This window comes from Allobosea sp. R86505 (assembly GCF_042466375.1).
GTDB lineage: Bacteria > Pseudomonadota > Alphaproteobacteria > Rhizobiales > Beijerinckiaceae > Allobosea.
Map to the genome: position 1 here is coordinate 3,613,372 of NZ_JAXHPY010000001.1, position 25,413 is coordinate 3,638,784.

The 25,413-nt window shown below is 67.6% G+C and carries 34 protein-coding genes and 1 pseudogene; 7 read left to right on the top strand and 28 right to left on the bottom strand.

Annotated features, from left to right (window positions below; translation table 11 throughout):
- Positions 1–9: 9 nt before the first annotated feature.
- Together SJY11_RS17380 and SJY11_RS17385 are read right to left on the bottom strand one after the other, a co-directional pair.
- Positions 10–765 (bottom strand): hypothetical protein, encoded by a 756-nt coding sequence (locus SJY11_RS17380; RefSeq protein ID WP_376988019.1) that lies wholly within the window; start codon positions 763–765, stop codon positions 10–12.
- Entirely contained in the window at positions 762–2,063 is a 1,302-nt protein-coding gene (locus SJY11_RS17385) for a tyrosine-type recombinase/integrase (protein WP_376988020.1), read from the bottom strand. Before SJY11_RS17385 ends, SJY11_RS17380 begins: the two co-directional genes overlap by 4 nt.
- A gap of 619 nt (positions 2,064–2,682) precedes the next feature.
- Here SJY11_RS17385 and SJY11_RS17390 point away from each other — a divergent pair.
- On the top strand, positions 2,683–2,913 hold the full coding sequence (locus tag SJY11_RS17390; protein ID WP_376988021.1) for a hypothetical protein: 231 nt from the start codon (positions 2,683–2,685) through the stop codon (positions 2,911–2,913).
- Positions 2,914–2,963: 50 nt separating this feature from the next.
- Here the strand turns inward: SJY11_RS17390 and SJY11_RS17395 are convergent, their stop codons facing one another.
- Both SJY11_RS17395 and SJY11_RS17400 read right to left on the bottom strand, forming a co-directional pair.
- Positions 2,964–3,587, bottom strand: a complete 624-nt coding sequence (locus SJY11_RS17395; RefSeq protein WP_376988022.1) for an alpha/beta hydrolase — start codon at positions 3,585–3,587, stop codon at positions 2,964–2,966.
- A 67-nt stretch (positions 3,588–3,654) separates the two neighbouring features.
- The gene (locus SJY11_RS17400; RefSeq protein WP_376988023.1) at positions 3,655–4,587 is read right to left on the bottom strand and encodes a ring-cleaving dioxygenase; all 933 of its coding nucleotides are present in this window, start codon (positions 4,585–4,587) and stop codon (positions 3,655–3,657) included.
- Between the two features lie 199 nt (positions 4,588–4,786).
- Here SJY11_RS17400 and SJY11_RS17405 point away from each other — a divergent pair, with 199 nt between their 5' ends.
- From SJY11_RS17405 to SJY11_RS17415, 3 genes are all read left to right on the top strand, one after another.
- The gene (locus tag SJY11_RS17405) at positions 4,787–5,212 is read left to right on the top strand and encodes a DoxX family protein (protein ID WP_376988024.1); all 426 of its coding nucleotides are present in this window, start codon (positions 4,787–4,789) and stop codon (positions 5,210–5,212) included.
- Between the two features lie 80 nt (positions 5,213–5,292).
- Entirely contained in the window at positions 5,293–6,297 is a 1,005-nt protein-coding gene (locus tag SJY11_RS17410) for a LysR family transcriptional regulator (RefSeq protein ID WP_376988025.1), read from the top strand.
- Entirely contained in the window at positions 6,294–6,446 is a 153-nt protein-coding gene (locus tag SJY11_RS17415) for a hypothetical protein (RefSeq protein WP_376988026.1), read from the top strand. Before SJY11_RS17410 ends, SJY11_RS17415 begins: the two co-directional genes overlap by 4 nt.
- A gap of 65 nt (positions 6,447–6,511) precedes the next feature.
- On the opposite strand, the gene SJY11_RS17420 is transcribed toward SJY11_RS17415, so the two are convergent.
- On the bottom strand, positions 6,512–7,015 hold the full coding sequence (locus SJY11_RS17420; RefSeq protein ID WP_326911810.1) for a YciE/YciF ferroxidase family protein: 504 nt from the start codon (positions 7,013–7,015) through the stop codon (positions 6,512–6,514).
- Positions 7,016–7,209: 194 nt separating this feature from the next.
- On the opposite strand from SJY11_RS17420, the gene SJY11_RS17425 reads away from it, so the two are divergent.
- Positions 7,210–7,374: a hypothetical protein gene (locus SJY11_RS17425; protein WP_376988027.1), complete on the top strand. Its 165-nt coding sequence runs from the start codon at positions 7,210–7,212 to the stop codon at positions 7,372–7,374.
- 10 nt (positions 7,375–7,384) lie between these two features.
- Here the strand turns inward: SJY11_RS17425 and sugE are convergent, their stop codons facing one another.
- The 7 genes from sugE to SJY11_RS17460 all read right to left on the bottom strand — a co-directional run bounded on the left by sugE (position 7,385) and on the right by SJY11_RS17460 (position 12,067).
- Complete coding sequence (gene sugE, locus SJY11_RS17430; RefSeq protein WP_376988028.1) at positions 7,385–7,699, bottom strand: quaternary ammonium compound efflux SMR transporter SugE; 315 nt, start codon at positions 7,697–7,699, stop codon at positions 7,385–7,387.
- A 119-nt stretch (positions 7,700–7,818) separates the two neighbouring features.
- Positions 7,819–8,283 (bottom strand): MerR family transcriptional regulator, encoded by a 465-nt coding sequence (locus SJY11_RS17435; RefSeq protein WP_376989358.1) that lies wholly within the window; start codon positions 8,281–8,283, stop codon positions 7,819–7,821.
- Between the two features lie 35 nt (positions 8,284–8,318).
- Positions 8,319–8,633 carry an integration host factor subunit alpha gene (locus SJY11_RS17440; RefSeq protein WP_069054799.1) on the bottom strand — a complete coding sequence of 105 codons (315 nt, stop codon included), beginning with the start codon at positions 8,631–8,633 and terminating at the stop codon, positions 8,319–8,321.
- Positions 8,634–8,823: 190 nt separating this feature from the next.
- Positions 8,824–9,807 (bottom strand): beta-ketoacyl-ACP synthase III, encoded by a 984-nt coding sequence (locus tag SJY11_RS17445; protein WP_376988029.1) that lies wholly within the window; start codon positions 9,805–9,807, stop codon positions 8,824–8,826.
- A gap of 4 nt (positions 9,808–9,811) precedes the next feature.
- Positions 9,812–10,867, bottom strand: a complete 1,056-nt coding sequence (plsX, locus tag SJY11_RS17450; RefSeq protein ID WP_376988030.1) for a phosphate acyltransferase PlsX — start codon at positions 10,865–10,867, stop codon at positions 9,812–9,814.
- A gap of 115 nt (positions 10,868–10,982) precedes the next feature.
- Entirely contained in the window at positions 10,983–11,531 is a 549-nt protein-coding gene (locus SJY11_RS17455) for a YceD family protein (protein WP_376988031.1), read from the bottom strand.
- Positions 11,528–12,067 carry a ubiquinol-cytochrome C chaperone family protein gene (locus SJY11_RS17460; RefSeq protein WP_376988032.1) on the bottom strand — a complete coding sequence of 180 codons (540 nt, stop codon included), beginning with the start codon at positions 12,065–12,067 and terminating at the stop codon, positions 11,528–11,530. The genes SJY11_RS17455 and SJY11_RS17460 overlap by 4 nt, the downstream gene beginning before the upstream one ends.
- A 142-nt stretch (positions 12,068–12,209) precedes the next feature.
- Here SJY11_RS17460 and SJY11_RS17465 point away from each other — a divergent pair, with 142 nt between their 5' ends.
- The gene (locus SJY11_RS17465) at positions 12,210–12,704 is read left to right on the top strand and encodes an outer membrane protein assembly factor BamE (RefSeq protein WP_326911803.1); all 495 of its coding nucleotides are present in this window, start codon (positions 12,210–12,212) and stop codon (positions 12,702–12,704) included.
- Between the two features lie 81 nt (positions 12,705–12,785).
- Here the strand turns inward: SJY11_RS17465 and SJY11_RS17470 are convergent, their stop codons facing one another.
- The 4 genes from SJY11_RS17470 to SJY11_RS17485 form a co-directional block, all read right to left on the bottom strand.
- Positions 12,786–13,715 carry a DMT family transporter gene (locus SJY11_RS17470; protein ID WP_376988034.1) on the bottom strand — a complete coding sequence of 310 codons (930 nt, stop codon included), beginning with the start codon at positions 13,713–13,715 and terminating at the stop codon, positions 12,786–12,788.
- Positions 13,716–13,878: 163 nt separating this feature from the next.
- A complete protein-coding gene (locus SJY11_RS17475; RefSeq protein ID WP_376988036.1) occupies positions 13,879–14,175 on the bottom strand; it encodes a type II toxin-antitoxin system RelE/ParE family toxin in 297 nt (98 codons plus the stop codon).
- Positions 14,175–14,432 carry a type II toxin-antitoxin system ParD family antitoxin gene (locus SJY11_RS17480; protein ID WP_376988037.1) on the bottom strand — a complete coding sequence of 86 codons (258 nt, stop codon included), beginning with the start codon at positions 14,430–14,432 and terminating at the stop codon, positions 14,175–14,177. Before SJY11_RS17480 ends, SJY11_RS17475 begins: the two co-directional genes overlap by 1 nt.
- Before the next feature lie 119 nt (positions 14,433–14,551).
- Positions 14,552–16,708 carry a sodium-translocating pyrophosphatase gene (locus SJY11_RS17485; protein WP_326911799.1) on the bottom strand — a complete coding sequence of 719 codons (2,157 nt, stop codon included), beginning with the start codon at positions 16,706–16,708 and terminating at the stop codon, positions 14,552–14,554.
- Between the two features lie 204 nt (positions 16,709–16,912).
- Here SJY11_RS17485 and SJY11_RS17490 point away from each other — a divergent pair, with 204 nt between their 5' ends.
- Positions 16,913–17,809, top strand: coding sequence for a polysaccharide deacetylase family protein (locus tag SJY11_RS17490; RefSeq protein ID WP_376988038.1), 897 nt, complete (start codon positions 16,913–16,915; stop codon positions 17,807–17,809).
- Positions 17,810–17,813: 4 nt separating this feature from the next.
- Here the strand turns inward: SJY11_RS17490 and allE are convergent, their stop codons facing one another.
- From allE to SJY11_RS17550, 12 genes and pseudogenes are all read right to left on the bottom strand, one after another.
- Positions 17,814–18,614 (bottom strand): (S)-ureidoglycine aminohydrolase, encoded by an 801-nt coding sequence (allE, locus tag SJY11_RS17495; RefSeq protein ID WP_376988039.1) that lies wholly within the window; start codon positions 18,612–18,614, stop codon positions 17,814–17,816.
- A 36-nt stretch (positions 18,615–18,650) separates the two neighbouring features.
- On the bottom strand, positions 18,651–19,856 hold the full coding sequence (locus SJY11_RS17500; protein ID WP_376988040.1) for an MFS transporter: 1,206 nt from the start codon (positions 19,854–19,856) through the stop codon (positions 18,651–18,653).
- 39 nt (positions 19,857–19,895) lie between these two features.
- Positions 19,896–20,881, bottom strand: a pseudogene (gene thiL, locus SJY11_RS17505) (thiamine-phosphate kinase).
- 4 nt (positions 20,882–20,885) lie between these two features.
- The gene (locus SJY11_RS17510; protein ID WP_376988041.1) at positions 20,886–21,101 is read right to left on the bottom strand and encodes a DUF2283 domain-containing protein; all 216 of its coding nucleotides are present in this window, start codon (positions 21,099–21,101) and stop codon (positions 20,886–20,888) included.
- Entirely contained in the window at positions 21,098–21,364 is a 267-nt protein-coding gene (locus SJY11_RS17515; protein ID WP_376988042.1) for a DUF4258 domain-containing protein, read from the bottom strand. The genes SJY11_RS17510 and SJY11_RS17515 overlap by 4 nt, the downstream gene beginning before the upstream one ends.
- Before the next feature lie 3 nt (positions 21,365–21,367).
- Positions 21,368–21,850, bottom strand: coding sequence for a transcription antitermination factor NusB (nusB, locus tag SJY11_RS17520; RefSeq protein WP_326911794.1), 483 nt, complete (start codon positions 21,848–21,850; stop codon positions 21,368–21,370).
- Positions 21,847–22,356 (bottom strand): 6,7-dimethyl-8-ribityllumazine synthase, encoded by a 510-nt coding sequence (ribH, locus tag SJY11_RS17525; protein ID WP_376988043.1) that lies wholly within the window; start codon positions 22,354–22,356, stop codon positions 21,847–21,849. The genes nusB and ribH overlap by 4 nt, the downstream gene beginning before the upstream one ends.
- Before the next feature lie 35 nt (positions 22,357–22,391).
- On the bottom strand, positions 22,392–23,039 hold the full coding sequence (locus SJY11_RS17530) for a riboflavin synthase (RefSeq protein WP_376988045.1): 648 nt from the start codon (positions 23,037–23,039) through the stop codon (positions 22,392–22,394).
- Complete coding sequence (gene ribD, locus SJY11_RS17535) at positions 23,039–24,184, bottom strand: bifunctional diaminohydroxyphosphoribosylaminopyrimidine deaminase/5-amino-6-(5-phosphoribosylamino)uracil reductase RibD (RefSeq protein WP_376988047.1); 1,146 nt, start codon at positions 24,182–24,184, stop codon at positions 23,039–23,041. Before ribD ends, SJY11_RS17530 begins: the two co-directional genes overlap by 1 nt.
- Positions 24,177–24,674 (bottom strand): transcriptional regulator NrdR, encoded by a 498-nt coding sequence (nrdR, locus tag SJY11_RS17540; protein WP_376988048.1) that lies wholly within the window; start codon positions 24,672–24,674, stop codon positions 24,177–24,179. The genes ribD and nrdR overlap by 8 nt, the downstream gene beginning before the upstream one ends.
- A gap of 7 nt (positions 24,675–24,681) precedes the next feature.
- Entirely contained in the window at positions 24,682–25,152 is a 471-nt protein-coding gene (locus SJY11_RS17545) for a PIN domain-containing protein (RefSeq protein WP_376988049.1), read from the bottom strand.
- Entirely contained in the window at positions 25,149–25,340 is a 192-nt protein-coding gene (locus SJY11_RS17550) for a hypothetical protein (RefSeq protein WP_376988050.1), read from the bottom strand. The genes SJY11_RS17545 and SJY11_RS17550 overlap by 4 nt, the downstream gene beginning before the upstream one ends.
- Positions 25,341–25,413: the final 73 nt, after the last annotated feature.

Below are 25,413 nucleotides of genomic sequence, written 5' to 3' on the forward strand. Positions count from 1 at the left end.
ATTTGGCGGTCATTCTTCTTTTTTGAATAGCTCCTTGAGCCGCTCTGACAGTGTCCATGTTGGCCTGCCATTTTTGACGGCGACCTTCAGCGCTTCGGTCAAGCGAGTTGGCGCTACCACGTCCGCTGCCTTAGCAGCAGGCGGGACGCGCTCTGCTGCCATCGTTAGAAGAGAGGCCACGAAGTTCAGATACGGATAATCTTTGTCTAGATCGTTTGCGTTCGACATAAATTTTGGATTGATGGCAGCATTCATCCAGGGCAGATGAACGTATCTCAATAGGTCGAGCGGCAGCTTGGAACTACCTTTTCTACCCCTGACACAATCTTCCAATTCTTTTGCGTGCTCTTCAAGATCATCACGCATCGTATCTATTAGGTCGTTGAGAGCCGCAACTGCCCGGCCAGATGCACGATGGCGGGCCATATGGCCAGCCTGGCGGCGGGCCGATCGCCCTACCTTAATGTTGCCGACTGGCGGGTCGAAAAAACTGCTTATGTCGGCCGCCACCTTGTCTAGGCGCTGCCTGAAATTGACCAGTTCCTTCGCAATTTCGCGGCTCGTCGGGAGGTTTTCATCCGAAAGGCTCCCCAGCACCAAGCCATGAATGATATCGTTCCACACATCGCGGTGATTGCTAACTGGCCAACCCGCGGCTCGATCGAGCTCGCGCAACTCCCGCTCATCGAGCAAGCGGCAAACTACTTTGCCTGGCGCTACCATCCCGGTCGGGGGGCCGGCCTTCTTATCAAGCCTCCCGCTCACCGCTTGGCCCTCCTAATCGGCACCACGTTCGCAGGCTCTCCGCGATCCAGCGCTGTCGCGATATGCGTCTCCCACACCTGCAGGGCGTGGCGCTTCTCAGCGAGCCGGTCGTACTTGTCGTAGTGCTGGCCGTGGACGTCGTCAGCAACGTGAGCCAGCACGGCGCGACGATCCTCGTACGGCACTCCAAGCCGTGACATGCCGCTGGCGCAGGTCCGTCTGAGATCATGGGGCGTCGGTGGATCGGCCTTCAGTGATGCGGCCGCCCTGGCATCATCCCCTTCGGCCTCGATCTTCGGAACGATGCGCCGCAGCGCATGCGAGAGCGAATGCCGGGCGAGTGTATCTCGGGAATAGTAGCGCGAGGCTAACAGAGCGATGTCGTCGCCTGCATCTCTCCGGCGCTTTAGCGCGACCTGCACGATGCCGAGCGCCAGCGGCGCAAGCGGTACGACGTGCGCGCGCCGACCCTTCATCCGCGCCGCCGATATTTCGATGCGGGCGTCGGCAGGCTTACCGATGTCGACCAGCTCGCTCTGATCAATGCCGGCGATCTCGCCTGGCCGCTGACCGGTCAACAAGATCAGGCGGAGGGCATCGGCGACGTCCTGCGTGACGTCATCGGACGATTCCAGAGCGCCCCAAAATACCCTCAGCTCAGAGTTGGTTAGAACCCGATCCTTCCCTTTTGATTCAGCCGCAACCTTCTTCATCCCGGCAATGGGATTGGCAGGGACGTGGCCAGAATCCACTGCCCAGTTGAATAGCTTTACCAGGACCGTTTTCGTCCGGTTCGCAGACACCGGGGCGGTCGCGGCGATCTCCAAGAGCAAGGCAGAAACATCGGCCCTGCGCAGCTCCTCCGGACGCTTTTTGCCCCACGCCTCTCGGGGCCGCTTCAACAGGATTTCGTCGTTCTTCCAAGACGCCTTGTGCAGCTTGGCATAGCCCTCGAGATAGGCCTGTGCGAGAGCGTCGAACCGGAGGGCGGTCTTCGCAATCTCCCTACTCTGCCGGCGCTGCTTTTGGGGGTCGCCGCCGTCATTGACCGCGGCCCTCAGCGAGGTTGCTTTCTCCCTGGCCTTAGCAAGACCAATATCTGCCAGCTTGCCGATCGTGACGCGCTCGTACCCTCCCCCATCGCGAGCCCGATAACGGAATGACCAAGTGGCATTCGCGATCTTCGGATAGACGCGAAGGCAGAGCCCGCGGGTCAACTCATCCCAAAATTCTATGGTGCCTGCCTCAGCGGGTTTGATGCCCGAAATGAACGCACTAGTCAGCTTCACCACCGGCATGTCCTGGGCCCCCTGTCTCGCTTGCGCACTAGTCTCGATCGCCAATTTGGGTCACGACAGGGTTACGGAATGCGGTGATGCCTGGAACCCTGTGAATAGATATGAACGCATTTGCATCACATCCGCAAGGGCTTACGAAGCGACCTAAACAAGTGCGCTGTGCCAAAAATAGCTATCTTGATGGTCTGGGGGACAAGGGGTCGGAGGTTCGAATCCTCTCGCTCCGACCATTTATCTGAAGCCGGAGATTCGACCCTGTCGGTGGTGATTGCCGTTTGATCGGCGCCCCTGATCCCGTGTTGTCCACAGGCTCCCCGCGCACCCGCCCTTGCCCCGCCCCATACAATGACGGAACGTCAGTATGCTGCCGTTCGGGAGTGGGGTGCGCCATGTCTGCGTCGTCGCGTCGAGCCGTGTTGCGGGTCTCCGGACAGGGGGCCGTGTTCCTGAGAGCGCTCGCCGTCCTGATGATCGGCATGGCGATCATCCTGCCGCTGCTGGCCTGAGCACCGAGCAGCCCGCCGTCGGCGACGACGCGCGCCATGCGCGATGCGGCTCGTATCCTGAGCCGATCGCGGGTAAGCTCCGTTCCAGAGACGAAGACGAAGGGACGAGACCGATGGCAGGGGACAACCGGGGCCCGCGCGCCTGGCACGACGTCAACAGCGTCCAGGAAGCACCGCGCGAGAAGCAGAAGTCGAGCGGCCGGATCGCCGCCGAAGAAGCCGCCGCCCGCAAGAAGATCGAGGCGCTGCGCGCCCAGCGCCTGGCCAAGCAGGCGGCGGAGCCCCCGCCGCCGCCGCCGGCGGCGAAGACCCCGAGGCGCAAGGCCGCCGCGCCCTCGGCCTGATCGCCCAGATCAGCTTTTGCCGGCGGCGCTCGCACGCCGCCGGAAGGCCTTCAGCCGGCCGCCAGCCAGCTCTGGAGCAGGCCGATATCGGGCTGGGACAGGCCGTGGCCCGCCGGCAGCGTGCGATGATCGACGCTCGCCCCGTTGCCCGACAGCGTCTTGGCCAGCCGCGCGACATCGTCAGCCGGGACGATCGGGTCCATGGCGCCCGACAGGATCAGCACCCGCTTGCCGCTCAGATCTGCCTGCGGCGGCTGCGCGAAGGGCGACATCGCGCGCAGCAGCGCCGCCCCGGCGAGCACCTCCGGCCGCAGCAGCAGCAGGCTGGCGGCGATGTTGGCGCCGTTCGAGAAGCCTACCGCGACCGGCTGGGCGAGGCCGTAGCGCTGGCGCGCCGCCTCGACGAAATCGGCCAGCTCATGGGTGCGCCGGCGCAGGTCGTCCTCGTCGAAGACACCCTCGGCGAGCCGGCGGAAGAAGCGCGGCATCGGGCCCTCGAGCACCTTGCCGCGCGGCGAGAGCAGCGCCGCGCCGGGCGCCACCGTCCGGCCCAGCCCGATCAGATCGCGCTCGTCGCCGCCGGTGCCGTGCAGCAGCAGGAGCGGCGCGCGGGCGGGATCGCCGCCCGGCTCGTAGAGATGGATGAAGTCGGTGGTCGCGGTCGCGTCCATCATGGACCTCCTTCGGATTTCAGGACAACCTCCGCTCCGCCCGGCGCGGCGGCCGGGCGGAGCGGTCGGCTCAGGCCAGTTCGGGCAGCACCGCCTCGATGCGGGCGCGCTGCATCTCCAGACCCGGCGGCAGCTTCAGCGCCTGACCGAGGCTGTCGGCCGGCTCGTCCACGGCGAAGCCCGGCACGTCGGTCGCGATCTCGAACAGCACCTGGCCGGGCTCGCGGAAGTAGACGGAGCGGAAATAGTTCCGATCCCGCTGTTCCGTGGTGCGGATGCCGTGGTTCTGCGCGAGCTTGCGGACCATCTCCTCCTGCGCCGCGTCATCGGCGGCGCGGAAGGCGATGTGATGGACCGAGCCGGCGCCCTGCCGGGCCGGCAGGAAGCCACCGGCGACCCGCAGATCGACGATCGCGCCCTGGGCCGCGCCTTCGGCACGGTAGCGCACCAGCGTCTCCTCGCGACCGATCTCACGGAAGCCGAAAACGTCGTCGAGGATCGCGCCCGTCGGCGCCGCATCGGCGACGAGCAGGCTGACGCCGTGGAAGCCGCGGATCGCGTGCTCGGCCGGGATGTCCCCGCCCGCCCAGGCGGGCTCGGCCTCGATCCCGGGAACGCCCACGACCGCCAGCCGCATCCCATCGGGATCGCGGAAGGCCAGCACCGTCTCGCCGAAGCGCTTCACCGGCACGTCATGGGGCACGCCGTGCTCGACCAGGCGATGCGCCCAGTAGCCGGTCGCCCCTTCCGGCACGCGAAACACCGTCTCCTGCGTCTCGCCGACGCCGAGGCGGCCAGGCGCAGCATGCTCCCAGGGGAAGAAGGTCAGGATCGAGCCCGGCGCCGCAGCGGCGTCGCCGTAATAGAAGTGATAGGTGCCGGGATCATCGAAATTGACCGTCTTCTTGACCAGACGCAGGCCGAGGACGCGGCCGTAGAAATCGAGATTGCGGCGCGCCGGACCGGCGATCGCCGTGACATGATGAAGACCGTTGATCTGCATGACTGACATCCTTCCGACGTCGTGCTGGGCAGGGCTGCCCCGTTGGCGAGGAGATTGGGCCGCCCGACGCGGAATGCCAGCGCTCCTTCATTGCACTGACGCAATCGAATGATTGACGGATATCCGTTTGCATTGCGCCGAGACGGGGACGATCTCTTGGGGCGAGACCAGCCCGGTCCCGTTTCAGGAGACTGCCCCCATGATCGACACCCGCCTCGCCCCCTATGGTGCGCTTGCCCTGCGCGTCGCGCTCGGCGTGATGTTCATCGCCCATGCCTATCTGAAGATCGCGATCTTCACCCCGGCGGGCTTCGCCGGCTTCCTCGGCCAGGTCGGCCTGCCGGCCTTCCTCGCCTGGCCGATCATTCTCGCCGAGCTTCTCGGCGGCCTCGCCATCCTGGTCGGCTTCCATGGCCGCATCGTCTCGATCCTGCTGCTGCCGGTGCTGCTGGGCGCGCTCTTCGTCCACGCCCCCAATGGCTGGGTCTTCAACGCGCCCAATGGCGGCTGGGAATATCCGGCCTTTCTGGCGCTGACGGCGCTGGCCCATGGCCTGATCGGCGACGGAGCGCTGGCCCTCAAGCCCGCACGGCCTGCCCTCGCAGCCCGACCCGTCACCGCGTAACGGCACGTCTGCCCCGTCTGCTTCGCCGTCTTCGAGGCCCCGGCCTTGAAGGCGGCGACATCCTGTCGGAGATTGGCGCGATGAACGCGCCCGACAAGACGCCCGCCGGCAAGCCTCCTTCGAGCAAATCCGCGACAGGCAAACCCCTGTCCTGGGACGATTTCCGGCTGATCAAGGCGGTTTCGGAGCGGCGCTCGCTGCCCGCTGCGGCGGCCGGACTCGGGCTCAACCACTCCACCGTGTTCCGGCGCCTCGGCCAGATCGAGGAGGCCGTCGGCACGCGGCTGTTCGAGCGCCACCGCAGCGGCTATGTCGCCACGCCGGCCGGCGAGGAGATGGCGCGGCTCGCCGAGCGCTTCGACAGCGACATCAGCGCCTTTGCGCTCAAACTCGCCGGGCAGGAGATCAAGCCTGCGGGCGAGTTGCGCGTCACCACCAACGACACGCTGCTGGTCGATCTGCTGACGCCGGTCTTCGGCGGTTTTCTGGCGCAATGCCCCGACATCCGCCTGGAGGTGCTGCTGAGCAACCAGGCGCTCAACCTGTCCAAGCGCGATGCCGATGTCGCGATCCGGGCGACCGACCATCCGCCGGAAACGCTGGTTGGCCGCAAGGCGGCGCGGATCGCCTGGGCCCTCTACGGCCTGGCCGCGGACTTCCCGGAGGGCGGCAGCGAGCCGATCGAGGCGCTCTGGCAGCGCAACTGGGTGTCGCTGGGCGAGTCGTTCGGGGCGCTCAAGGCGGTGCGCTATCTCGCCCAGCATGTCGCGCCGGAGCGCATCGTCTACCGGGTCAACACGGTTCTGGGACTGGCGGAGGCGGTCGAGGCCGGCATCGGCATCGGCTTTCTGCCCTGCTTCATCGCCGACCGGAAGCCCGCTCTGACCCGGCTGGCCCCGCCCGACCCCGGTTTCTCCGCCGATCTCTGGCTCCTGACCCATCCGGATCTGCGGCATTCGCCGAGGGTGCGCCTGTTCCTGGACTACATGGCCGCCGAGCTCGGCCGGATGAAGCCTCTGATCGAAGGGCAGTTCCCGCTGTCCTCGCGGTCCGACGCGGCGGCCTTGCCGACGGATGCGGCATGAGCGCTGCGGCCGGCGAACTCAGCGGCCTTGCCTGGCTGCTGCTGCTGTCGATCCCGCCCGGCCTAGCCCTGGCCGGCTTTTGGGCGCGCGGGCGCTTCGGCGACAAGCCGCCGAAGGTGCCGCCCGGCGACCCCGGCAACCCGACCTGACGCAGGAAAGCCCGCGACGGGGTGCGCCGCGGGCTGGATGTCGGGTCCGATCGGCCGAGGGCGGATTAGGCTGCCTTGCGGTTGATCCCACTCTTGGCCAGCTTGGTCAGCTTGTCGTCGGCGGCATATTCCTCGTCGAGATTCTGCTGCAGCAGCGCGGCGCAATCCTCGCGGCCGAGTTGCTTGGCCCAGGCCGCGAGCGTGCCGTAACGCGTGATCTCGTAATGCTCGACCGCCTGGGCGGCGGCGATGATCGCGGCATCGAGGACCTGCTTGTCGGCGACCTCGCCAGCGACCTCGTCGGCCTCCTCGAGGATGCCGTCGATCGCCGGGCAGTTCACGGCTTTCGCCTCGGCGCCATGCTGGCGGAAGACCTGCTCGAGCCGGGCGATATGCCCTTCGGTCTCGGTGCGATGCGCCTCGAGCCCCTGCTTCAGCGTGGCGTCGGTCGCCTTCTCGATCATCTTCGGAAGCGACTTATGAATCTGCTTCTCGGCGTAATAGATGTCCTGGAGCTGGTGAACGAAGAGGTCGTCCATCGTCTTGATGTCCTTGGAAAACAGTCCCATGGCTGACTCCTTGTCGTCTGCGCTGTCTGAAGGTTGCGGTCCGGCATCGCTCGCGGCGATGCGCTTCCCCTCTCCAGCGAACGTGCATCGGCCGGATGGGTTCCCCGCCCCATCGCCTCCTCCAAGCCGGACAAAGCGGCGCGCAGCCCCGGGTTTCCTCGCGCAGCCACCTGCTCTAGTCTGTGATCATGGAGATGCTCGTTCCCCTGATGATCGGCCTGACGCTGATCTGGCTGATCGGCCGCGGCACGCCCTGGAACGCCAAGCTGCTCACGCTGGCGGTGACGCTGGCCGTGATCGTGCTGATCGTCGTGCTGGAGCGCGGCGGCTACTGGCCGGAATCCTGGCGGCGGTCCTAGCTGCCACAACTCAGGCGACCAGCTTGAGCCCGACGATGCCGGCCACGATCAGCCCGATGCAGGCGAGGCGCAGCGCAGTGGCGGGCTCGCCGAGCAGGACGATGCCGAGGATGGCGGTCCCGACCGTGCCGATCCCGGTCCAGACCGCATAGGCGGTCCCGACCGGAAGGCTCTTGAGGGCAAGCCCGAGCAGGCCGAGGCTGACCGCCATGCTCGCGAGCGTCAGCACGGTGGGCATCAGGCGGGAGAAGCCTTGCGTGTATTTCAGGCCGATGGCCCAGCCGATCTCGAACAGGCCCGCGATGAAGAGATAGAGCCAGGCCATGACGGCGCTCCTCGTCAAAAGGGCGAGGTCGTCCACGCCGGATCAACAGGCGCCGCTGCGCCGGGGTCGTCCCCGGCGGTCGATCTAGCGGTTGCCGCCCGCGCTTTCAACCAGCGGCGTCAGGCCAGTTCCGCCGGCGGCTGCAGGGCACGGTTGAGGATGCGCTTGCATTCGCCCAGTTCGGCCAGCACGGCGGTCAGCAGGGTGATGTCGTCGAGCCCGGGCGGCACCGGCGCGCGGCCCGGTGGCGCCGGATGTGCGGCGGCCCCGTCCCGCGCCTTCGCAGCGTCCGGCGGCGCACCGATCGGCGCACCGCGCCCGATGGCCTGGACATGGCGCGGCCCCTGTTCCTTGAGGATGCGCTGCAGCCCCTTGATCGTGTAGCCTTCGCCGTAGAGCAGGCGGCGGATGCCCTTGAGCAGGGCGACGTCGTCGGGCCGGTAGTAGCGCCGGCCGCCGCCGCGCTTCAGCGGCTTGATCTGGGGAAAGCGCGTCTCCCAGAAACGCAGGACATGCTGGGGAATATCGAGGTCTTCAGCGACCTCGCTGATGGTTCGAAAGGCATCCGGGCTCTTGGTGTCCATGTCGGCCTCTGTGTCGCCGGTGTGGAACTCCAGGCTCACGCGTCGTCGCCCTCACCCAACTGCCCGTTGATGCGGGCCTTCATCACATTCGACGGCTTGAACACCATCACGCGCCGCGGTTCGATCGGCACCTCGACACCCGTCTTGGGATTACGCCCGATTCGCTCGCCCTTGTCGCGGACGACGAAGGAGCCGAAGGAAGAGAGCTTGACGTTCTCGCCACGCGCCACCGCGTCGCAAATCTCGTCGAGCACGGCCTCGACGAGTTTGGACGACTCCGTCCGCGAGAGGCCGATCTTCTGATACACCGCCTCGCAGAGGTCCGCCCGCGTAACCGTGTGCCCCGCCATCCACATCCTCCTAGGCGTTATCTCGGCCGGCGGGTCTGCCACCTGCCTTTCGCCATTCCGGACGATGAACGCTAGGCGCACCCGCAGCCGGGGTCAATGCTCGAACGGGCGCGGATGCACCCGGCTTATGAAAATTGCATGAAAACGGCGGGAAATTCCGGAAAATCCGACGATTTCTCCGCCCTTCCGCTCACCACCGGATCAAGGCCGACCCCCAGGTGAAGCCGCCGCCCATCGCCTCGATCAGGACGAGCTGGCCACGCTTGATGCGGCCGTCGCGATGGGCTTCCGCCAGCGCGAGCGGGATCGAGGCGGCCGAGGTGTTGCCGTGGCGGTCGACCGTGATCACCACCCGCTCATGGCCGATGCCGAGCTTGTCGGCCGTCGCGTCGATGATGCGGCGATTGGCCTGGTGCGGCACGAACCAGTCGATATCGGCGCCGCTCAGACCTGTCTCTGCAAAGGTGTGGCGCACGGTCTCGGCGAGATTCTGGACGGCATGGCGGAAGACCTCCTTGCCCTCCATGCGCAGGAAGCCGACCGTCTTGCTCGAGCCCGGACCGCCATCGACATAAAGCTTGTCCTTGTAGCGGCCGTCGGAGCGGATATGCGTCGCCAGCACGCCGCGATCGGCGAGCGTCCCCTCGCCCGGCGCCGCCTTCAGCACGACTGCGCCCGCCCCGTCGCCGAAGAGGACGCAGGTGGTGCGGTCCTCCCAGTCGAGGATGCGCGAGAAGGTTTCGGCGCCGATGACGAGCGCGGTGCGGGCGGCGCCCGTGCTCAGGAACTTGTCGGCGGTAGCGAGCGCGAAGACGAAGCCTGAGCAAACCGCCTGCAGGTCGAAGGCGACACCGCCCTCGATGCCGAGCGCCGCCTGGATCTGCGTCGCGGTGGCGGGAAAGGTGTGATCGGGCGTCGCGGTCGCCACGATGATGAGGTCGATCTCGGACGCCTTCATCCCGGCATCCGCCAGAGCGGCCTGCGCCGCCTTGAGGCCGATCGCCGAGGTGGTCTCGTCATCGGCGGCGACATGACGCTGCCGGATGCCGGTGCGCTGAACGATCCACGCGTCGGTGGTGTCGACCCGCTCTGCGAGTTCGGCGTTGGTGACGATGCGCGCGGGCAGGTAGGAACCGCAGCCCACGATCTGGGAACGCAGAATTGACAAGGCCATTTCCTTACTGGGCGGCGGCCGCCCGCGCCGCGGCCTCCTGTTCGGCCGAGGCCGCGACCATCTCCCGGACCTTCGCCATCAGATTCTCGCGCGCCATCTCGTAGCCGAGTTCGGTCGCACTGGCGAAGCCGACGGCGTCGGTGCCGCCATGGCTCTTGATGACGATGCCCTCGAGCCCGAGGAACACGCCGCCATTGACCTTGCGCGGGTCCATCTTGTCCTTCAGCGCGGCAAAGGCGCTGCGCGCGAAGAGGTACCCGATCTTGGCCATCAGCGAGCGGCTCATCGCCGCCTTCAGGTAGGAACTGATTTGCCGGGCGGTACCCTCGGCCGTCTTCAGCGCGATGTTTCCGGTGAAGCCCTCGGTCACGACGACGTCGACCGTGCCCTTGCCGAGGTCGTCGCCCTCGACGAAGCCGTGATAGTTCAGATGCGGCAGGTCGAGCTCGCGCAGGATGCGCCCGGCCTCCTTGACCGCCTCGACGCCCTTGATCTCCTCGACGCCGACATTGAGCAGGCCGACCGTCGGCCGGTCGAGATCGAAGATCACCCGCGCCATGGCCGCGCCCATCACCGCGAGATCGACGAGATGGCGGGCGTCGGCACCGATCGTCGCGCCGACATCGAGCACCACGCTCTCGCCGCGCACCGTCGGCCATAGGCAGGCGATTGCCGGCCGGTCGACCTCGGGCATCGACTTCAGGCAGAATTTCGACATCGCCATCAGCGCGCCGGTGTTGCCGGCGGAGACGGTGACGTCGGCCTCGCCGGTCTTGGTGGCGTCGATCGCGCGCCACATCGAGGATTTGTAGCGGCCATAGCGCAGCGCCTGGCTCGGTTTGTCGTCCATCTTCACCGAGACTTCGGTGTGGTGGAAGGTGGTCACGGCCCTGAGCTTCGGGTGCTGATCGAGCAGCGGCAGCACCTGCCCCTCGTCCCCGAAGATCACGAAGCGCGCATCGGGACGACGCTCCAGCGTCAGCGCGGCGCCGGGGATGACGATGGCAGGGCCATGGTCTCCGCCCATCGCATCGAGCGCGATTGTAACCGGTCGTGTCATGGAGTGATGGTTGATCCCAGGAGCGGCCGACCTGCTTGCCGGGGCGGCTCGATGCGGGCGGGACAATAGCGACTTGGGCGTCCGCCGCAAGCCGCTCGGCGCCCCGGACGAGGCCTCATTCGCCGCGCTTGAGCCGCGCCAGCATGGCGAAGGGCGATTCGGGCGGCGTCTCCGGTGCCGGCTCGGCGAAGACCGCTCCGGGTTTGCGCGGGTAAGGATCGAGCGCCAGCGCCAGGAATTCCAGTGTCACGGCGCCGAGATCGATCGTGCCGTCGACGATCGGCTCCGGCGGGTCCGCCTCGTTGAGCCTGACCTCGATGTCGATCTCCGCCTCATCCTTGTCGCCCCTGCGCCGCGGGACCTCGGGTTCCTGCGGCGCGAAATCGAGGCTCATCGGCACGGTCAGCGTCACCGGAAAGGCCTCGAGCGTGACGGTGCAGGTCTGGTGGAACGCCGCCGCGATCTCGCCTTCGAGCTTCACGCGCTCGCCGTTGCGGGCGAGCACATAGCGCGCCTCCAGCGATTCGAGCGAGGGCAGCCCGAGCAGATCGGCGATTCCGGCGCGCTCGGCAGGCTCGGCCTGCACGGTCACGCGGGTACCACGCATCTTGATGTCGTCGACATGGATCGGCCGGGTCATCGGCGAAGCGGCTTGTGGGGTCATCGTGCCGTTCCCTCCTGCGCCGCCGGGAACAGGGCGGTCTCGTTCAGGAGCCCTTCGAGATCGAGCTCCGCCAGACGCTGCTGCACGCGCCGCGCATAAGCGGCGAGCGCGGTGGCAGCTTCTGGCGCGTCCGGCGTGGCGTTGCGGCGCAGGGCCTCCGCAAGGTCGCCCGGCGCGTCCGAGACCAGCGCCGCCTCATAGGCCTGCACCCGTCCATAGAACATCTGGCCGATCTTCTTCATGCGCTTGGGCACGGCGATGTCGCTGACGCCGCCATTGCGCACGCCGAGTTCGAGATAGGCGAAGTTGGCGTCGACCAGATCCTGCGCGACCTCGTCGGCCGGCGGCGGCAATTCGCGCAGGCGTCGCAGCACCAGAAAGACGTGCAGCGTGAGCGATTCGAAACGCCCCTCGAAGCTGTCGGCGATGCCGCCGTCGAGATAGAATGCGGGCTGCCGCGACGCCTCGACGACCCGCGCGAAGACGGCATCGACCGGTGCCTGCCGCTTCTCGCGCTTTGCGAACAATCCGAACATGGGGTCAGCACTCTCCGGCCTGCGGCGGGCGAAACGTCCTTGCCTTGCCAAAGCCATCCTCGGGCGTTACGCCAACCTCGACCCGTTTGACAAGCGGCGCGGGCCCCGGCCCATCGCCGCAGCGCCACTGGATACCCTCCGCATGAACGCCGTCTCCCGCCGCACAGCCCTCCTCGGCCTCCTCGCGACGACGTCCCTGGCTCTCGCGGCCTGCGGCCCCACGGCCGGCGGCTTCAAGCTCGCGACCTCGTCGGGCCTGAACGAGGAGTTCAAGCGCGGCTTCGTCGCCGACGATGCGCTGATCTCGCAGGTCAAGGTGGGCATGGACGTGCAGCAGGTGCTGTCGATCCTCGGTACGCCCTCGACGACGTCGACGGTCGGCAACCGGACCTTCTACTATATCAGCCAGACGGTCTATCGCCGCTTCCAGTTCCAGGAACTGACGGTCGTCGACCAGACCGTGCTGGTGATCTATTTCAACAAGGGCTTCAAGGTCGAGCGCATCGCCAATTACGGCCTGCAGGACGGCGTGATCTTCGACTTCATCAGCCGCACCACCGCCACCGGCGGCGAGGAGCAGAGCTTCCTGCGCAACCTCTTCCGCGGCGTGACGCGCTTCAACCCGCTGGGGGCGTGAGGCGGCAACCGCCGGCGCTTCCAGACACCGAAACCCGCGGCTTGCGCCGCGGGTTTTTTGTGGCGCGAACCGGGTGCTTCCTCAGGCCGCCGCTGGCCGCTTGCGCGCCGGCCGTGTCATGGCGAGGACGCCGCCGACGATCAGGACGAGGCCGGCCCAGGCCGTCGGCGCCAGGCTCTCGCCGAGGAAAACCATGCCGATCAGGACACCGGTGGGCACCCGCAGATAGGCGACAGACGTCGTCGCGACCGAGCCCAACCGTGCGATCAGCCGGAAATAGATCACGAAGGCGAGCGCGGTCGAAAAGACCGAGAGCGCGAGCAGCGCCTGGATCGATGCTGCGGAGGGCGTCAGGGTCCAGGGCCGGTCGACGGCGAGGCTGAGCGGGATCAGGATGATCGCCCCGCAGATCAGCGAGCCGGCGGCCGGCATGATCGGGTCGAGCTCCTTGAAATGCCGCCCGAACAGCGCCGCGCCGCCATAGCAGAGGCTGGCCGCGACGAGCGCGAGCTGGGCGGCGAGATCGGCCCCGAAGCCGGTCATCGCCTCGGTGCCGACGATCAGCAGGGTTCCCGCCAGGCCCGAGGCGATGCCGGCGAGCTTCAGCGCCGACAGCAGCCGCTCGCCGGTGCCGGCCAGCAGGCCGAGGATCACCACGAAGATCGGGCTGGTCGAGCTCAGGATCGTCGCCAGACCCGCCTCGACGCTGCGCTCGGCCCAGGCGATTAGCGTGAAGGGCACGACGCTGTTGAGGCAGGCCTGGATCAGGAAGAGCCGCCAGGTCGCCCAATCGCGCGGCAGAAGCAGGCCGCGCCAGCCGATCACCCCGAGCAGGATCGCCCCCGCCAGAAGCGTGCGCGCCGCGATCAGGCTCACCGGCGGAATCGTCTCCACGCCGATCTTGATGAAGCTGTAGGAGCCGCCCCAGAGCGTGGCGAGGAGGAGCAGAAGGGCAAGGTCGGTGAAGCGCCCTGCCCCGGAACGAGGTGCGGTGGCGGCGGATGGGATCATGAACGGTCTCCTGTGATGGGAGACGTCATGCCCGCTGGCGCGCGCGCTGGCATGCGGGAACGCTACGGTCGCGGCGGGAGCGTCGGGGGCGGTCGAGCGACTGCTCGACCGCCCGAACTCAGCCTGACCCTATTCGATCGCGATCCGTCTTTGGCGGCCCTCGTCAAAGCTCATCGACGATCCTGCCGACGTCACGCGCGGCATGGATCACCCGCAGAACCTCGACCGTGCTCTCTCTGACCCGATAGAAGACGAGGTAGTCGGCATAAGGAGCACGACGGATCTCGTCATCCGCACGGTGCGACAGAAGCGGGTATCGTTCGGGCTGCGCAACCAGGGTGGCGCAGAAACCCTCCAGAGCCGTGACGAAACGCAGAGCCTGCCGACGGCTGTCTCGCGCGATGTAATCGCCGACCTCGTAGAGGTCGCGCCTCGCTGCTGCCGCGAAGGCAAGTTTCATCACTCGCTCGGCGCTTGTTCGCCGTAGCGGGCGCGCAGTTCGGCGAAAACATCGTCTCCAGCCAACATCCGTCCGGCCTGCGCGTCGGCAAGCCCGGCGTCGAGCATCAGGTCGAGCGCCTGAAGCCGCTTCTCACGCTCTTCGACCAAGCGAACCCCCTCCCGCAAAATCTCGCTTTTGGAGTTGTAGCGCCCCGATGCCACCAGCGTTTCGAGGAGTTGTTCCAGGCGAGTCCCAAGATCTGCGCTGACGGCCATCCACATGCCTCCAATAGGTCAATTCAATATCTATTATTAATCGATCAGGGCGGCCCGGCCAATGAAAAACCCCGCGGATCGCTCCGCGGGGTCGGTCGTTGTCGCGACGGCTATGCGGCTCAGGAGTGAGCCAGGATCGCCAGCAGCAGCAGCGCGATGATGTTGGTGATCTTGATCGCGGGGTTCACGGCGGGGCCCGCCGTGTCCTTGTAGGGATCGCCGACAGTGTCGCCGGTGACGGAGGCCTTGTGCGCCTCGGAGCCCTTCATGTGACGCACCCCGTCCTTGTCGACGAAGCCGTCCTCGAAGGACTTCTTGGCATTGTCCCAGGCGCCACCGCCCGAGGTCATCGAGATCGCGACGAAGATGCCGGTGACGATGACACCCATCAGCATGGCGCCGACGGCCGCAAAGGCCTGGTTCTTGCCGGCGATGGCGTTGATCGCGAAGAAGGTCACGATCGGCGCGAGCACAGGCAGCAGCGAGGGCACGATCATCTCCTTGATCGCAGCCTTGGTCAGGAGGTCGACGGCCCGCGCATAGTCGGGCCGCTCGGTGCCGTCCATGATGCCCGGTTTCTCCTTGAACTGGCGCCGCACCTCCTCGACGACGGAGCCCGCCGCGCGCCCCACCGCCGTCATGCCCATGCCGGCGAAGAGGAAGGGGATCAGGCCGCCCAGCAGCAAGCCGACGACGACGTAAGGGTTGGACAGCGAGAAATCGACGACCACGCCCTTGAAGTACTGGAACGAGGTCGAGCCCGCCTTGTTGGCCTCGGCGACGAAGAAGTTGAGGTCCGAGGTATAGGCCGCGAAGAGCACCAGCGCGCCGAGGCCCGCCGAGCCGATCGCATAGCCCTTGGTGATCGCCTTGGTGGTGTTGCCGACGGCATCAAGCGCGTCGGTGGAGTGGCGGACCTCCTTGGGCAGGCCGGCCATCTCGGCGATGCCGCCAGCATTGTCGGTGACGGGGCCGAAGGCGTCGAGCGCCACGACGACGCCCGCCAGCGCCAGCATGGCAGTGGTGGCGATGGCGATGCCGAACAGGCCGGCGAGGCCATAGGAGACGATGATGCCGGCGATGATCACGATCGTCGGCAGGGCGGTGGATTCCAAGGATACCGCGAGACCCTGGATGACGTTGGTGCCGTGGCCGGTGACCGAGGCCTGGGCGATCGAGACCACCGGGCGCTTGCCGGTGCCGGTGTAGTATTCGGTGATCACGACGATCAGCAGCGTGACAGCGAGGCCGACCAGCGCGCAGGCGAAGAGCCCTCCCGAGGTGAAGGTGACGCCCTGCACCGTGGTGAAGGAGGTCGCGAAGCCGCCGAACATGAGGTAGTTGACCGCCGCGATCGCGCCGATCGAGAGCACCCCGGCGGCGATGAAGCCCTTGTAGAGCGCGCCCATGATCGACTGGTTGGCGCCGAGCTTAACGAAGAAGGTGCCGATGATCGACGTCACGATGCAGGCCGCGCCGATCGCCATCGGGTAGAGCATCATCGTGCCGAGCGTCGCCTGGCCGGCGAAGAAGATCGCGGCCAGCACCATCGTGGCGACCAGCGTCACCGCATAGGTCTCGAACAGGTCGGCCGCCATGCCGGCGCAGTCGCCGACATTGTCGCCGACATTGTCCGCGATGGTGGCGGGGTTGCGCGGATCGTCCTCGGGAATGCCGGCCTCGACCTTGCCGACGAGGTCGGCGCCGACATCGGCCCCCTTTGTGAAGATGCCGCCGCCGAGACGGGCGAAGATCGAGATCAGCGAGGCACCGAGACCGAGAGCCACGAGCGAATCGATGACGACGCGGCTCGAGGGCGAGAAGCCCAGCATCGAGGTCAGGATGCCGTAATAGACGGCGACGCCGAGCAGGGCGAGGCCGGCGACCAGCATGCCGGTGACGGCGCCGGCCTTGAAGGCGACGTCGAGCCCCTCGCCCAGCGACTGCATGGCGGCCTGGGCGGTGCGGACATTGGCGCGCACCGAAACGTTCATGCCGATGAAGCCCGCCATGCCGGACAGCACGGCGCCGATCAGGAAGCCGATCGCGACCCACTGCCCCAGCAGATAGGCGAGCGCGACGAAGAGAACGGCACCGACCATGCCGATGGTGATGTACTGGCGCTTCAGATAAGCCTGCGCACCCTCGGCGACCGCGGCCGCGATCTCCTGCATGCGCTGGTTGCCCGCATCGCGCTTCATGACGTCGGCATAGGCCCAGACGCCATAGGCGATCGATAATGCACTTAAGACGATGATGATAAGCAGGGCTGACATTCGGTTTCCTGACCTTGAGCTTCCGACCGAGAGGGAGCGCTGTCGCTCCTCATTTGCCGCTTTGGACGCCAGGCACAGGAAATGCGGGCCGAAAGACTAATCGGCCCGCTTCGCGTCGCCAGTGTCGGGCGAATTTGTGGCAAGTTTCGCAAGGAAGCGCAAACGCGATTGACGCGTGGGGCGCAATGCCGGAGCGGTGGAACCATGACGCTGTCGAAACCCGCCGCGGCACCGCAGACGGCCTCCTCCAGAGGGCCTGCACCCGCCCTCTACCCCTGGCCCGCCGGCAAGACCTCGGCCGCCTGGATCAGCATCGATGTCGATGCCGACACGCCGCTGCTCTGGCGCCTGCGCGAAGCTTCGGATGACGCCTATCTCTCCGAGCGGGAGCAGCGGCAATACGGGCTGCGGGCGGGGTTGCGGCACCTGCTGCAGGTCCTGGCACGCCACGAAGTCCAGGCGACCTTCTTCGTGCCGGGACTGATCGCTGCGCGTCAGCCGGCGCTGCTGCCGGATCTGGTCGCGGCCGGACACGAAGTCGGCCTGCACGGCTTCGCCCATGAGGCGACGCGCGAAATCTCGACCGACGCCTTCGCCGAGGCGCTCGAAGCCTCGATCGTCACCTTCCTCGCACAGACGGGGCAGCGACCGGCGGGGTTTCGCGCACCGGGTTGGGAGTTGACGCGGCCGATGCATGCGCTCCTGCGCGCGCAGGGGCTCTATGACAGTTCGCTCGCCGGGCTCGACCACCCCTACACGCTCGACGGTGTTCTGGAACTGCCGGTGTCGTGGAACCGCGAAGACACGGCCCGCTTCAAGATGACCGGCCTCGACGCCCGCTGGCCACCGACAAGCCCGGTCGTGGTGCTGCAGGAATGGCTGTTCGACTGGGAGGCCTGCGCGGCGGCCGGCGGCCTGTTCACGCTGACGCTGCACGACTGGGTCTCGGGTCGCCCCGGCCCGGCGCAGGTCCTGAACCAGCTCCTCGCCCGCATCCGGCAGGACGAGACGGCCTGGCTCACGACCGGCGCGGACCTCGCGGCGCATGACCGGCAGCTGGCGCCGGATCTGCGGACGGCATTCGCCTCCGCGGGGCCGTGAGCGCCTACAGAGCCACGTCGCGGTTGACGTTCTTGTAGAGCAGGTAGCAGGCGTCGTCGAAGCCGGTCGGATAGAACTGCTGCGGGCAGTAGCCGCCCATCCAGATGAAATCCTGCGCCCAGATCTCGTGCCAGTCGCGGCCGAGGAAGTAGAGCCCCTGCCCTTCCAGCATGTAGAGCCCGTGCTCCATGACATGGGTCTCGACATCGGGAAAACAGGTGCCCGGCTTGAACCACATCAGGTTCATCTCGAAGTCGAAGCGAAGATCGCCATAGGGCAGGAGGAACTGGAAGCCCCGCCCCTCCATGCCGGTGTGGTTGGTGACCGGGATCGCATCCTGGTGGGACAGGATCGGCTCGGGCATGGCGAGCCCGGGGGCTGGCTCATAGCGCTTGCGCAAAGCGAGCACGCGGACCGGCGCGGCGCTCTCGTTGCGCAGGCTGAATGCGGTGCCGGGCGGCAGATAGGCGAAGCTGCCGCGTCCGAAGGCGCAAGGGCTCGCCCCGTCGAGCGCGAAGGCGGCCTCGCCCGACAGGCCGTAGTAGAAATGCTGGATGTCGGCCTCGGCGAAAGGCGCGCGCAGGCCCCCGCCCGGCTCGATCTCCAGGACATACTGCGCGAAGCGCGCACCGAGCACGGGCGCGGCGAGGATGCGCACGATCGTGCGCTCCCAGTGCGGCAGACGGCTGACGAGGACGCCCTCGGGCGGCATGAAGGCGTAGTTGCGCGCCACCACGCCGCGATTGTGGCCGATCGCGCCGACGACGGGTCGACCGGCCATCTGTGGAAGCTGGTGAGGACGCATCGGCCGTCTCCTGTCCTTGATCCGCGCCGGCCAGGATCAGGCCGGCTGGGCGCGCTGGCCCGCGGCCTGCCAGAGAACCAGTGCCAGCGCCACCGCAACCGGCGGAAACACCAGCCAGTTGACGCTCTCCCAGCCGCCGGCATGGAGCAGCCCGCCCGAGGAGAAGGAGGCGATGGCGACCGAGCCGAAGACGAGGAAGTCGTTGGCAGCCTGGACCTTCACCCGCTCCTCCGGCCGGTAGCAGTCGGTCACCAGCGCGGTCGCGCCGATGAAGCCGAAGTTCCAGCCGACTCCGAGCACGACCAGCGCGATCCAGAAATGCGCGACGCTGATGCCGGTGAGCCCGATCACCGCCGCGAGTGCGGTCAGCAGCAGGCCGGCGATGGTGACCTGGGCCTTGCCGAAGCGCGCGATCAGCCGGCCGGTGAAGAAACTCGGCCCGAACATCGCCAGCACATGCCACTGGATGCCGAGCGCAGCGTCACCGACCGAATGGCCGCAGCCGACCATGGCGAGGGGCGCGGCGGTCATGACGAAACTCATCAGCCCGTAGGTCACGAGTGCCGCCGTCACCGAGGCGATGAATTTCGGCTGCCGCATGATCTCGGGCAAAGGCCGCCCGCCGCTGGCCTTCACCTGCGCCACCGGCGGGGCGCGCAGTTGCAGGATGACGAGCATGGCGATCAGCGCCAGAGCGGCCTGGGCGAGGAAGCTGGCGGCGAAGGGTGCGGCCGGCGTCAGATCGCGCGTCCAGTAGACCGATTGCGGGCCGATCACGCCAGCCGCAATGCCGCCGATCATGACCCAGGAGATCGCCCGCGGGCGGAAGCTCTCGGTCGCGGCGTCGGCGGCGGCGAAGCGGTAGCTCTGGACGAAGGCACCATAGAGCCCGCAGGCGAAGGTGCCCAGGCAGAACAGCCAGAACAGCCGCGTGCTGGCGCCGGCGGCGGCCACGCTGGCGGCGGTCGCGCCGATCAGCGCGCCGATGAGATAGCCGTTGCGGCGGCCGTGGCGGCGCATCAGCATGGCCGCGGGAATGACGCCGACGGCGATGCCGAGCTGCATCAGGCTCACCGGTACAGTCGCAAAGGTCTGGTCGGTGACGAGCTGAGAGCCGACGATGCCGCCGAGCGAGATCACGATCGAGGGGCTGGCGCCGCCGAGCGCCTGGGCGCAGGCCAGCACGACGGAGTTGCGCTTGGCGAGCGCGTCTGCGTCTGCGACCGGAACATGCTGGTTCATGGTTCTGCCGTCCCTGCGAAGGCGGCTGGAGGGCCGGCTTCAGAAATGAGCGAAGGAGCCGGCCGCGAAACTGCGCGCCCTGCCCTTCTCGCGATATTCGACGACCCCGGCCGTCCCGGTCACCACGCCGATCGCCGTCAGCGGGATGCCGGCGGCCGCTGCCGCCGCTGCCAGAGCAGGATATTCTTTCTGCGAGGCCGTGCAGAGAATTTCGTAGTCATCTCCGCCGGTCCAGGCCAGTTCCGCCAGCGCAGGATCGGCCATGATCGCAGCGCGCGCCGCCTCCGACAGCGGCACGGCGTCGAGATCGACCTCGGCGCCGGCTCCCGAGGCCTTCAGCAGCTTGGAGAGGTCGCCGACCAGCCCGTCCGAGACGTCCATCGCCGCGGAGGCATGCGCCTGCAGCGCGGCAGCGAGACGCAGGCGGGGCTGCGGATGGAGATAACGATCCGCCAACGCCGCGCGATGATCCTCCGACAGCCCTGCCACCCAAGGCGGCGCGGCGGGGCCATAGACCTTCAGGCCGAGCGCACCGTCGCCGATGGTGCCGGAGACGGCGAGCACGTTGCCCGGCTTCGCGCCCGAGCGCAGCACCATGCGGCCGGCCGGAACGCTGCCGAAAGCGGTGATCGAGAGCGTCAGAGGGCCCGGGGTCGAGACGGTGTCGCCCCCGATCAGCGGGCAGCCCGCCTCATCGGCCGCCTGTTTCAGGCCGGCGGCAAAGGCGGCGAGCCAGCTTTCGGTCCAGCCCTTCGGCAAGGCGAGCGCCAGCACGAAGCCTTCGGGCTTCGCGCCCTTTGCGGCGAGATCGGAGAGATTGACCGCCAGTGCCTTGCGGGCGATCGAGCCCGGCGGATCATCGGGGAAGAAATGCACGCCGGCGACCAGCGCATCGGCGGTGACGACGATCTCGTAGCCCCGTGCAGGCCGCAGCAGGCCGGCATCGTCGACCAGCCCGAGCCCCCCGGTCCCGCGATCGGCGCAAAATAGCGGGCGATCAGCTCGAATTCGCCGGGGCGTTCCAGACCGCTACTCCGCCGCTTCCGGCCGAGCGAAATGCATGCGGCCACCTGCCACGGTCCGTCGAACGTCGATCAGCTCGATTCCGACCACACCGCCGTCCTCTGCAAAGTCGATCACGACGCCGGGGGCAACCTCTTCCGTCCGCGCGATCGAGCCCTCGCCGACCCGCAGATAGGCGGCATCGGCTTCGGGATCATACGTGGTGGCGATGTCGCGCATCATGGCGTGCGGCGTCCACGGTTGCGGTCGGGCGTGACCGTGATCACACGGATCAGATCGATCTCGGCAACATAGACGATCCGCAGCATGCGGTCACCAAATTCGGGAACGCGGCCCCAACACCGACGCCGACCATCACCAGAGGGATCAGGCTCATCGATCAAAGGCGCATCAAGGATCGCCTCGACCCAATTCGTCGCAATATGGCGTTCGCGAAGCCGTTCACGGGTGTGGATCGTGTAGACGATGCCTTTCCCCGACCTCACATCTCACGCCGCGGGCGCGTCGAACTCGTCGGCGCGGAAATCGCGGGCGAGCTTGTCGAGCACGGCGTTGACCATGCCGATCTCCTCGCCCTCGTAGAAGGCGCGCGCGACCGCGACATATTCCGAGATCACGGCGCGGGCCGGCACATCCTTGCGGAACGCGAGTTCATAGGCGCCGGCGCGGAAGATCGCCCGGACCACCGCCTCGATACGCTTCAGCGGCCAGCCGGAGGCGAGCGCCTCGTCCACCGAGCGGTCGACCAGGCGCTGCTCGCGGACGACACCGCCCAGCAGATCGCGGAAGAAGGCGATCTCGGCCTTGGGCAACTCGATGTCCTCGACCAGCTTGCCGATCCAGAACGCCTCGAACTCGGCCATGGCCTCGACCACACCGCGCCCGCCGATCTCCATCTCGTAGAGCGCCTGCACGACCGAGAGCCGGGCGCCCCGGCGCATCTCGGCGCGGTTCGAATCCGGCTTGCTCATGTGGATTGCTCCCCGAGCGAGCGCTTGTAGCGCAGGACCGACAGCGCGGCTTCCGCGGCGCCGCCGCCCTTGTCCATCTCCGAGCGGTTGGCGCGGGCCCAGGCCTGCGCCTCGTTCTCGACGGTCAGGATGCCGTTGCCGAGCGGCAGCGCGAAGGCGACCGAGAGGTCCATCAGCGCGCGCGAGCTCTCGCCGGCGACGATGTCGTAATGGCCTGTCTCGCCGCGGATCACGGTGCCGAGCGCGACCACCGCCTCATAGGGGTCGACCGCCTCGTCGGCGGCACGCAGGCCGATGACGATGGCGGAGGGAATTTCCAGCGCACCGGGCACGGTAACGACATCGACACGGCAGCCCGCCTTGTCGAGGACGGCGAGCGCGCCTTCCAGCAGTTCGTCGGCGAGCGTGTCATAGAAGCGCGCCTCGACCACGAGAACGCGCGCGCCGTCGAGATCGACGGCCGAAGTTGCGGCCGGTGCGGCCGAGGATTGCCGGGGTCCGGCCATGGTTCTTGTCCACTTCGAAACGATGAGGCCGCTGGTTAGACCTCCGCACGCGCCTCCGCAAGCCGCGCGGCATAGCGCGCCATCAGATCGACCTCGACATGGACGGGATCGCCCTCCTTCCGCTGCCCCCAGGTGGTGACCGCGAAGGAGTGCGGGATCAGCAGCACGGTGAAGACGTCGTCCTCGACCGTGTTGACGGTCAGAGAGGTGCCGTCGAGGCAGATCGAGCCCTTGGCGGCGATGAAGCGCGCCAGCCCCTGCGGCGCGCGGATGTGGAAGCGGGCGGTCGCGCCCCATGGCTCGTCGGGATCGGGGGCGATCGGCTCGATCGTCAGGATCCGGCCGACGCCGTCGACATGGCCGGTGACGAGATGGCCGCCGAGCTCGTCGCCGACCTTGAGCGAGCGCTCGAGATTGATCGGGCTGGCCACCTCCCATTCCCCGACCAGAGTCTTCGACAGGGTTTCGGCGGCGGCCTCGACCTGGAAGACGCAGCCGGGCTCGCCATCGCTGCGCGGCCGCAGCGCCGTCACCGTCAGGCAGACACCGGCGCAGGCGATCGAGGCGCCGATCTCGATGCCATCGGCGTCATAGGGGCAGGCGATGGCCAGCCGCTTCAGGCTCGGGCCTTTGCGCTCGCTCTCGACGACGGTGCCGATGGCGGTGACGATGCCGGTGAACATCAGCCTGTCCTCACGAAATGCTCGAAACGGTCGTGACCGATCAGGCCGGTCTCCGCAAGGCGGTAGAGATCGGGGTCGGCCAGCGCCGCCGCAAGGCCCGGACGCACGGCGACGACGCCGGGCTGGCCGAGCGCACGCGGCGAGGTGGAGACCACGACCTCGTCGAGCAGCCCGGCGAGCGCCAGCTTCTCCGCCACGGTCGGCCCCCCTTCCGAAAAGACGTGGGTGATGCCGCGCGTGCCCAGCAGGGTCAGCGCCTCAGCAAGATCGAGATGCCCCTGCGCATCGGCAGAGACGCGCATCACCTCGGCGCCGGCGGCGACCAGCGCCGTCTCGCGCTCGATCGGAGCCGTCTCGGACGCCAGCACCCACAACGGCACGTCATGGACCGTCCGCACGAGTTGCGAGTCCACGGGCAGCCGCAATTGCGAATCCAGCACGACGCGCACCGGCGAGCGCGCCGCCATCCCCGGCAGGCGCACGGTCAGGAGCGGATCGTCGGCCAGCACCGAGCCGATGCCCAGCATGATCGCATCGTGATGGGCGCGCTGGAGATGGACCCAGCCATTCGCCTCGGGGCAGGAGACGGCCAGCCGCGCCCCGCCCGGTCCGCCGGCATAGCCATCCGCCGTGCGGGCGATCTTGAAGGTCACCATCGGCCGGCCCCGCGTCACGCGCAGGACGTGGCCGCGATGGGCCCGTTGCGCCTGCGCTTCCAGCACGCCGGTCGTCACCTCTATGCCCGCCGTGCGCAGCAAAGCGAAGCCCAGCCCCTGGAAGCGCGGGTTGGGGTCGGCCATCGCCGCCACCACACGGCGGACACCGGCGAGGATGGTGCGCTCGACGCAAGGGGGCGCGGCGCGGATGGTGCGGTGGGAGCAGGGTTCCAGCGTAACGTAGAGGGTGCCGCCCGCCGCCGCGTTGGGGCCGGCCCGGTCGAAGGCGTTGGCCTCGCCATGGGGGCGCCCGCCGGGCTGGGTATGGCCGCGCGCGACGATGACCGGCCCGTCGGCGGTGTCCTGCGTCACCAGCGCGCCCACGCAGGGGTTCGGCCAGGTCGTGCCCTGTCCGCGTGCCCCAAAGGCCAGCGCCTGGCGCATGAACTCGCGGTCAATGGCGGCGCGGTCCGCGTCCCGCTCAGCCATCGGACCGGGGCGGCGTCGCGGCGGCCTCGCCCGCCTCCTCGTCGCTGCTGAGCTGGTCGAGGATCGCCTCGAAATCGCGGGCCTCGCGGAAGTTCTTGTAGACCGAGGCGAAGCGGACATAGGCGACGTCGTCGAGCGCCTTCAGCCCCTCCATCACCAGCTCGCCGATGGCGGAACTCGCGATCTCGCCCTCCCCCGAGCTTTCGAGCTGGCGCACGATGCCGTTGACCATACGCTCGATGCGCTCGGGCGCGACGGCGCGCTTGCGCAGCGCGACCTCGATCGAGGTCTGGAGCTTGTCGCGGTCGAAGACGGTGCGCCTGCCCGAGCGCTTGACGACGGTCAGCTCGCGCAATTGCACCCGCTCGAAGGTGGTGAAGCGGCCGCCGCAATCGGGGCAGACGCGGCGACGGCGGATGGCGGCGGAATCGTCGGTGGGGCGCGAATCCTTCACCTGCGTATCGAGGGAGCCGCAATAGGGACAGCGCATGGTGGGCTCAGGGTTGCGCAGCGGAGGCGACGGCCTCCGTGCTCAGGGCTGCGGCGAGATTGGCGCTGGACCAGGACGGCCAGCCCGTTCCCGCAAAATCGCGGTCATGCGACCAGATGTCGGCGTCAAAGGTCCAGGCCAACGCGAGGATGTGGGCGTCCTTGACGCTGCCGTTCCGGTAGGCCGGCGCACGGCGGAGCGCGTCTGCAGCCGCCACCAATGACGAGTGATAGCGCGCTTCCTGCGGCACCTCCATCAGCCTCAATGCGGTTCTCGCATCATGTTCCGCGTCGGGCGCACGATCTCGGAGATGCCAGAGCACGGCCATCAGTTCCGCAACGGATTCTACCGAAAAGAGCAGACGCCTGCGCGTCGCGATTTCGTCCCAGACCCCGCGCAGCTTGAATCCCAGGACCATCGACAGAACGATGTTGGTGTCGACAACCAGAGCAGTCGAGGGTTTGCGGCCGATGTTCACTTTTCGCGCGCGTCGAGAAACTGCTCCAGCCAAGCCTTCGTGTCCGGGCTCAACTGGGCATGATGCGCCTCGATTTGGTCAAGGACGCGCTTCCATGCCTCAGGATCGGGCTCCCTCAATGGAGTCAGAAAGGCGACGGTTTCCCCGTCGCTCTGGATCGGAACAGTATGCGGCAGCGCCTTGATCATCGCGGCCTACATCTTCTGCAGTTCGCGCATCGTCACGGCGGCCTTGCCCATATCGACCTCCATTGCCCGATCC

Coding starts and splice junctions, on each gene's coding strand:
- SJY11_RS17490 (WP_376988038.1), top strand. CDS start 16,913: ATGACGCTGTCGAAACCCGCCGCGGCACCGCAGACGGCCTCCTCCAGA.
- allE (WP_376988039.1), bottom strand. CDS start 18,614: ATGCGTCCTCACCAGCTTCCACAGATGGCCGGTCGACCCGTCGTCGGC.
- sugE (WP_376988028.1), bottom strand. CDS start 7,699: ATGGCCTGGCTCTATCTCTTCATCGCGGGCCTGTTCGAGATCGGCTGG.
- SJY11_RS17470 (WP_376988034.1), bottom strand. CDS start 13,715: ATGATCCCATCCGCCGCCACCGCACCTCGTTCCGGGGCAGGGCGCTTC.
- SJY11_RS17420 (WP_326911810.1), bottom strand. CDS start 7,015: ATGGGACTGTTTTCCAAGGACATCAAGACGATGGACGACCTCTTCGTT.
- SJY11_RS17415 (WP_376988026.1), top strand. CDS start 6,294: ATGAGCGCTGCGGCCGGCGAACTCAGCGGCCTTGCCTGGCTGCTGCTG.
- SJY11_RS17445 (WP_376988029.1), bottom strand. CDS start 9,807: ATGGCCTTGTCAATTCTGCGTTCCCAGATCGTGGGCTGCGGTTCCTAC.
- SJY11_RS17395 (WP_376988022.1), bottom strand. CDS start 3,587: ATGATGGACGCGACCGCGACCACCGACTTCATCCATCTCTACGAGCCG.
- ribH (WP_376988043.1), bottom strand. CDS start 22,356: ATGGCCGGACCCCGGCAATCCTCGGCCGCACCGGCCGCAACTTCGGCC.
- SJY11_RS17500 (WP_376988040.1), bottom strand. CDS start 19,856: ATGAACCAGCATGTTCCGGTCGCAGACGCAGACGCGCTCGCCAAGCGC.
- SJY11_RS17405 (WP_376988024.1), top strand. CDS start 4,787: ATGATCGACACCCGCCTCGCCCCCTATGGTGCGCTTGCCCTGCGCGTC.
- SJY11_RS17390 (WP_376988021.1), top strand. CDS start 2,683: ATGGCAGGGGACAACCGGGGCCCGCGCGCCTGGCACGACGTCAACAGC.
- SJY11_RS17465 (WP_326911803.1), top strand. CDS start 12,210: ATGAACGCCGTCTCCCGCCGCACAGCCCTCCTCGGCCTCCTCGCGACG.
- plsX (WP_376988030.1), bottom strand. CDS start 10,867: ATGACACGACCGGTTACAATCGCGCTCGATGCGATGGGCGGAGACCAT.
- SJY11_RS17510 (WP_376988041.1), bottom strand. CDS start 21,101: ATGATGCGCGACATCGCCACCACGTATGATCCCGAAGCCGATGCCGCC.
- SJY11_RS17410 (WP_376988025.1), top strand. CDS start 5,293: ATGAACGCGCCCGACAAGACGCCCGCCGGCAAGCCTCCTTCGAGCAAA.
- nrdR (WP_376988048.1), bottom strand. CDS start 24,674: ATGCGCTGTCCCTATTGCGGCTCCCTCGATACGCAGGTGAAGGATTCG.
- SJY11_RS17400 (WP_376988023.1), bottom strand. CDS start 4,587: ATGCAGATCAACGGTCTTCATCATGTCACGGCGATCGCCGGTCCGGCG.
- SJY11_RS17530 (WP_376988045.1), bottom strand. CDS start 23,039: ATGTTCACCGGCATCGTCACCGCCATCGGCACCGTCGTCGAGAGCGAG.
- SJY11_RS17435 (WP_376989358.1), bottom strand. CDS start 8,283: ATGGACACCAAGAGCCCGGATGCCTTTCGAACCATCAGCGAGGTCGCT.
- nusB (WP_326911794.1), bottom strand. CDS start 21,850: ATGAGCAAGCCGGATTCGAACCGCGCCGAGATGCGCCGGGGCGCCCGG.
- SJY11_RS17550 (WP_376988050.1), bottom strand. CDS start 25,340: ATGATCAAGGCGCTGCCGCATACTGTTCCGATCCAGAGCGACGGGGAA.
- SJY11_RS17425 (WP_376988027.1), top strand. CDS start 7,210: ATGCTCGTTCCCCTGATGATCGGCCTGACGCTGATCTGGCTGATCGGC.
- SJY11_RS17440 (WP_069054799.1), bottom strand. CDS start 8,633: ATGGCGGGGCACACGGTTACGCGGGCGGACCTCTGCGAGGCGGTGTAT.
- SJY11_RS17460 (WP_376988032.1), bottom strand. CDS start 12,067: ATGTTCGGATTGTTCGCAAAGCGCGAGAAGCGGCAGGCACCGGTCGAT.
- SJY11_RS17485 (WP_326911799.1), bottom strand. CDS start 16,708: ATGTCAGCCCTGCTTATCATCATCGTCTTAAGTGCATTATCGATCGCC.
- ribD (WP_376988047.1), bottom strand. CDS start 24,184: ATGGCTGAGCGGGACGCGGACCGCGCCGCCATTGACCGCGAGTTCATG.
- SJY11_RS17455 (WP_376988031.1), bottom strand. CDS start 11,531: ATGACCCCACAAGCCGCTTCGCCGATGACCCGGCCGATCCATGTCGAC.
- SJY11_RS17475 (WP_376988036.1), bottom strand. CDS start 14,175: ATGAAACTTGCCTTCGCGGCAGCAGCGAGGCGCGACCTCTACGAGGTC.
- SJY11_RS17385 (WP_376988020.1), bottom strand. CDS start 2,063: ATGCCGGTGGTGAAGCTGACTAGTGCGTTCATTTCGGGCATCAAACCC.
- SJY11_RS17480 (WP_376988037.1), bottom strand. CDS start 14,432: ATGGCCGTCAGCGCAGATCTTGGGACTCGCCTGGAACAACTCCTCGAA.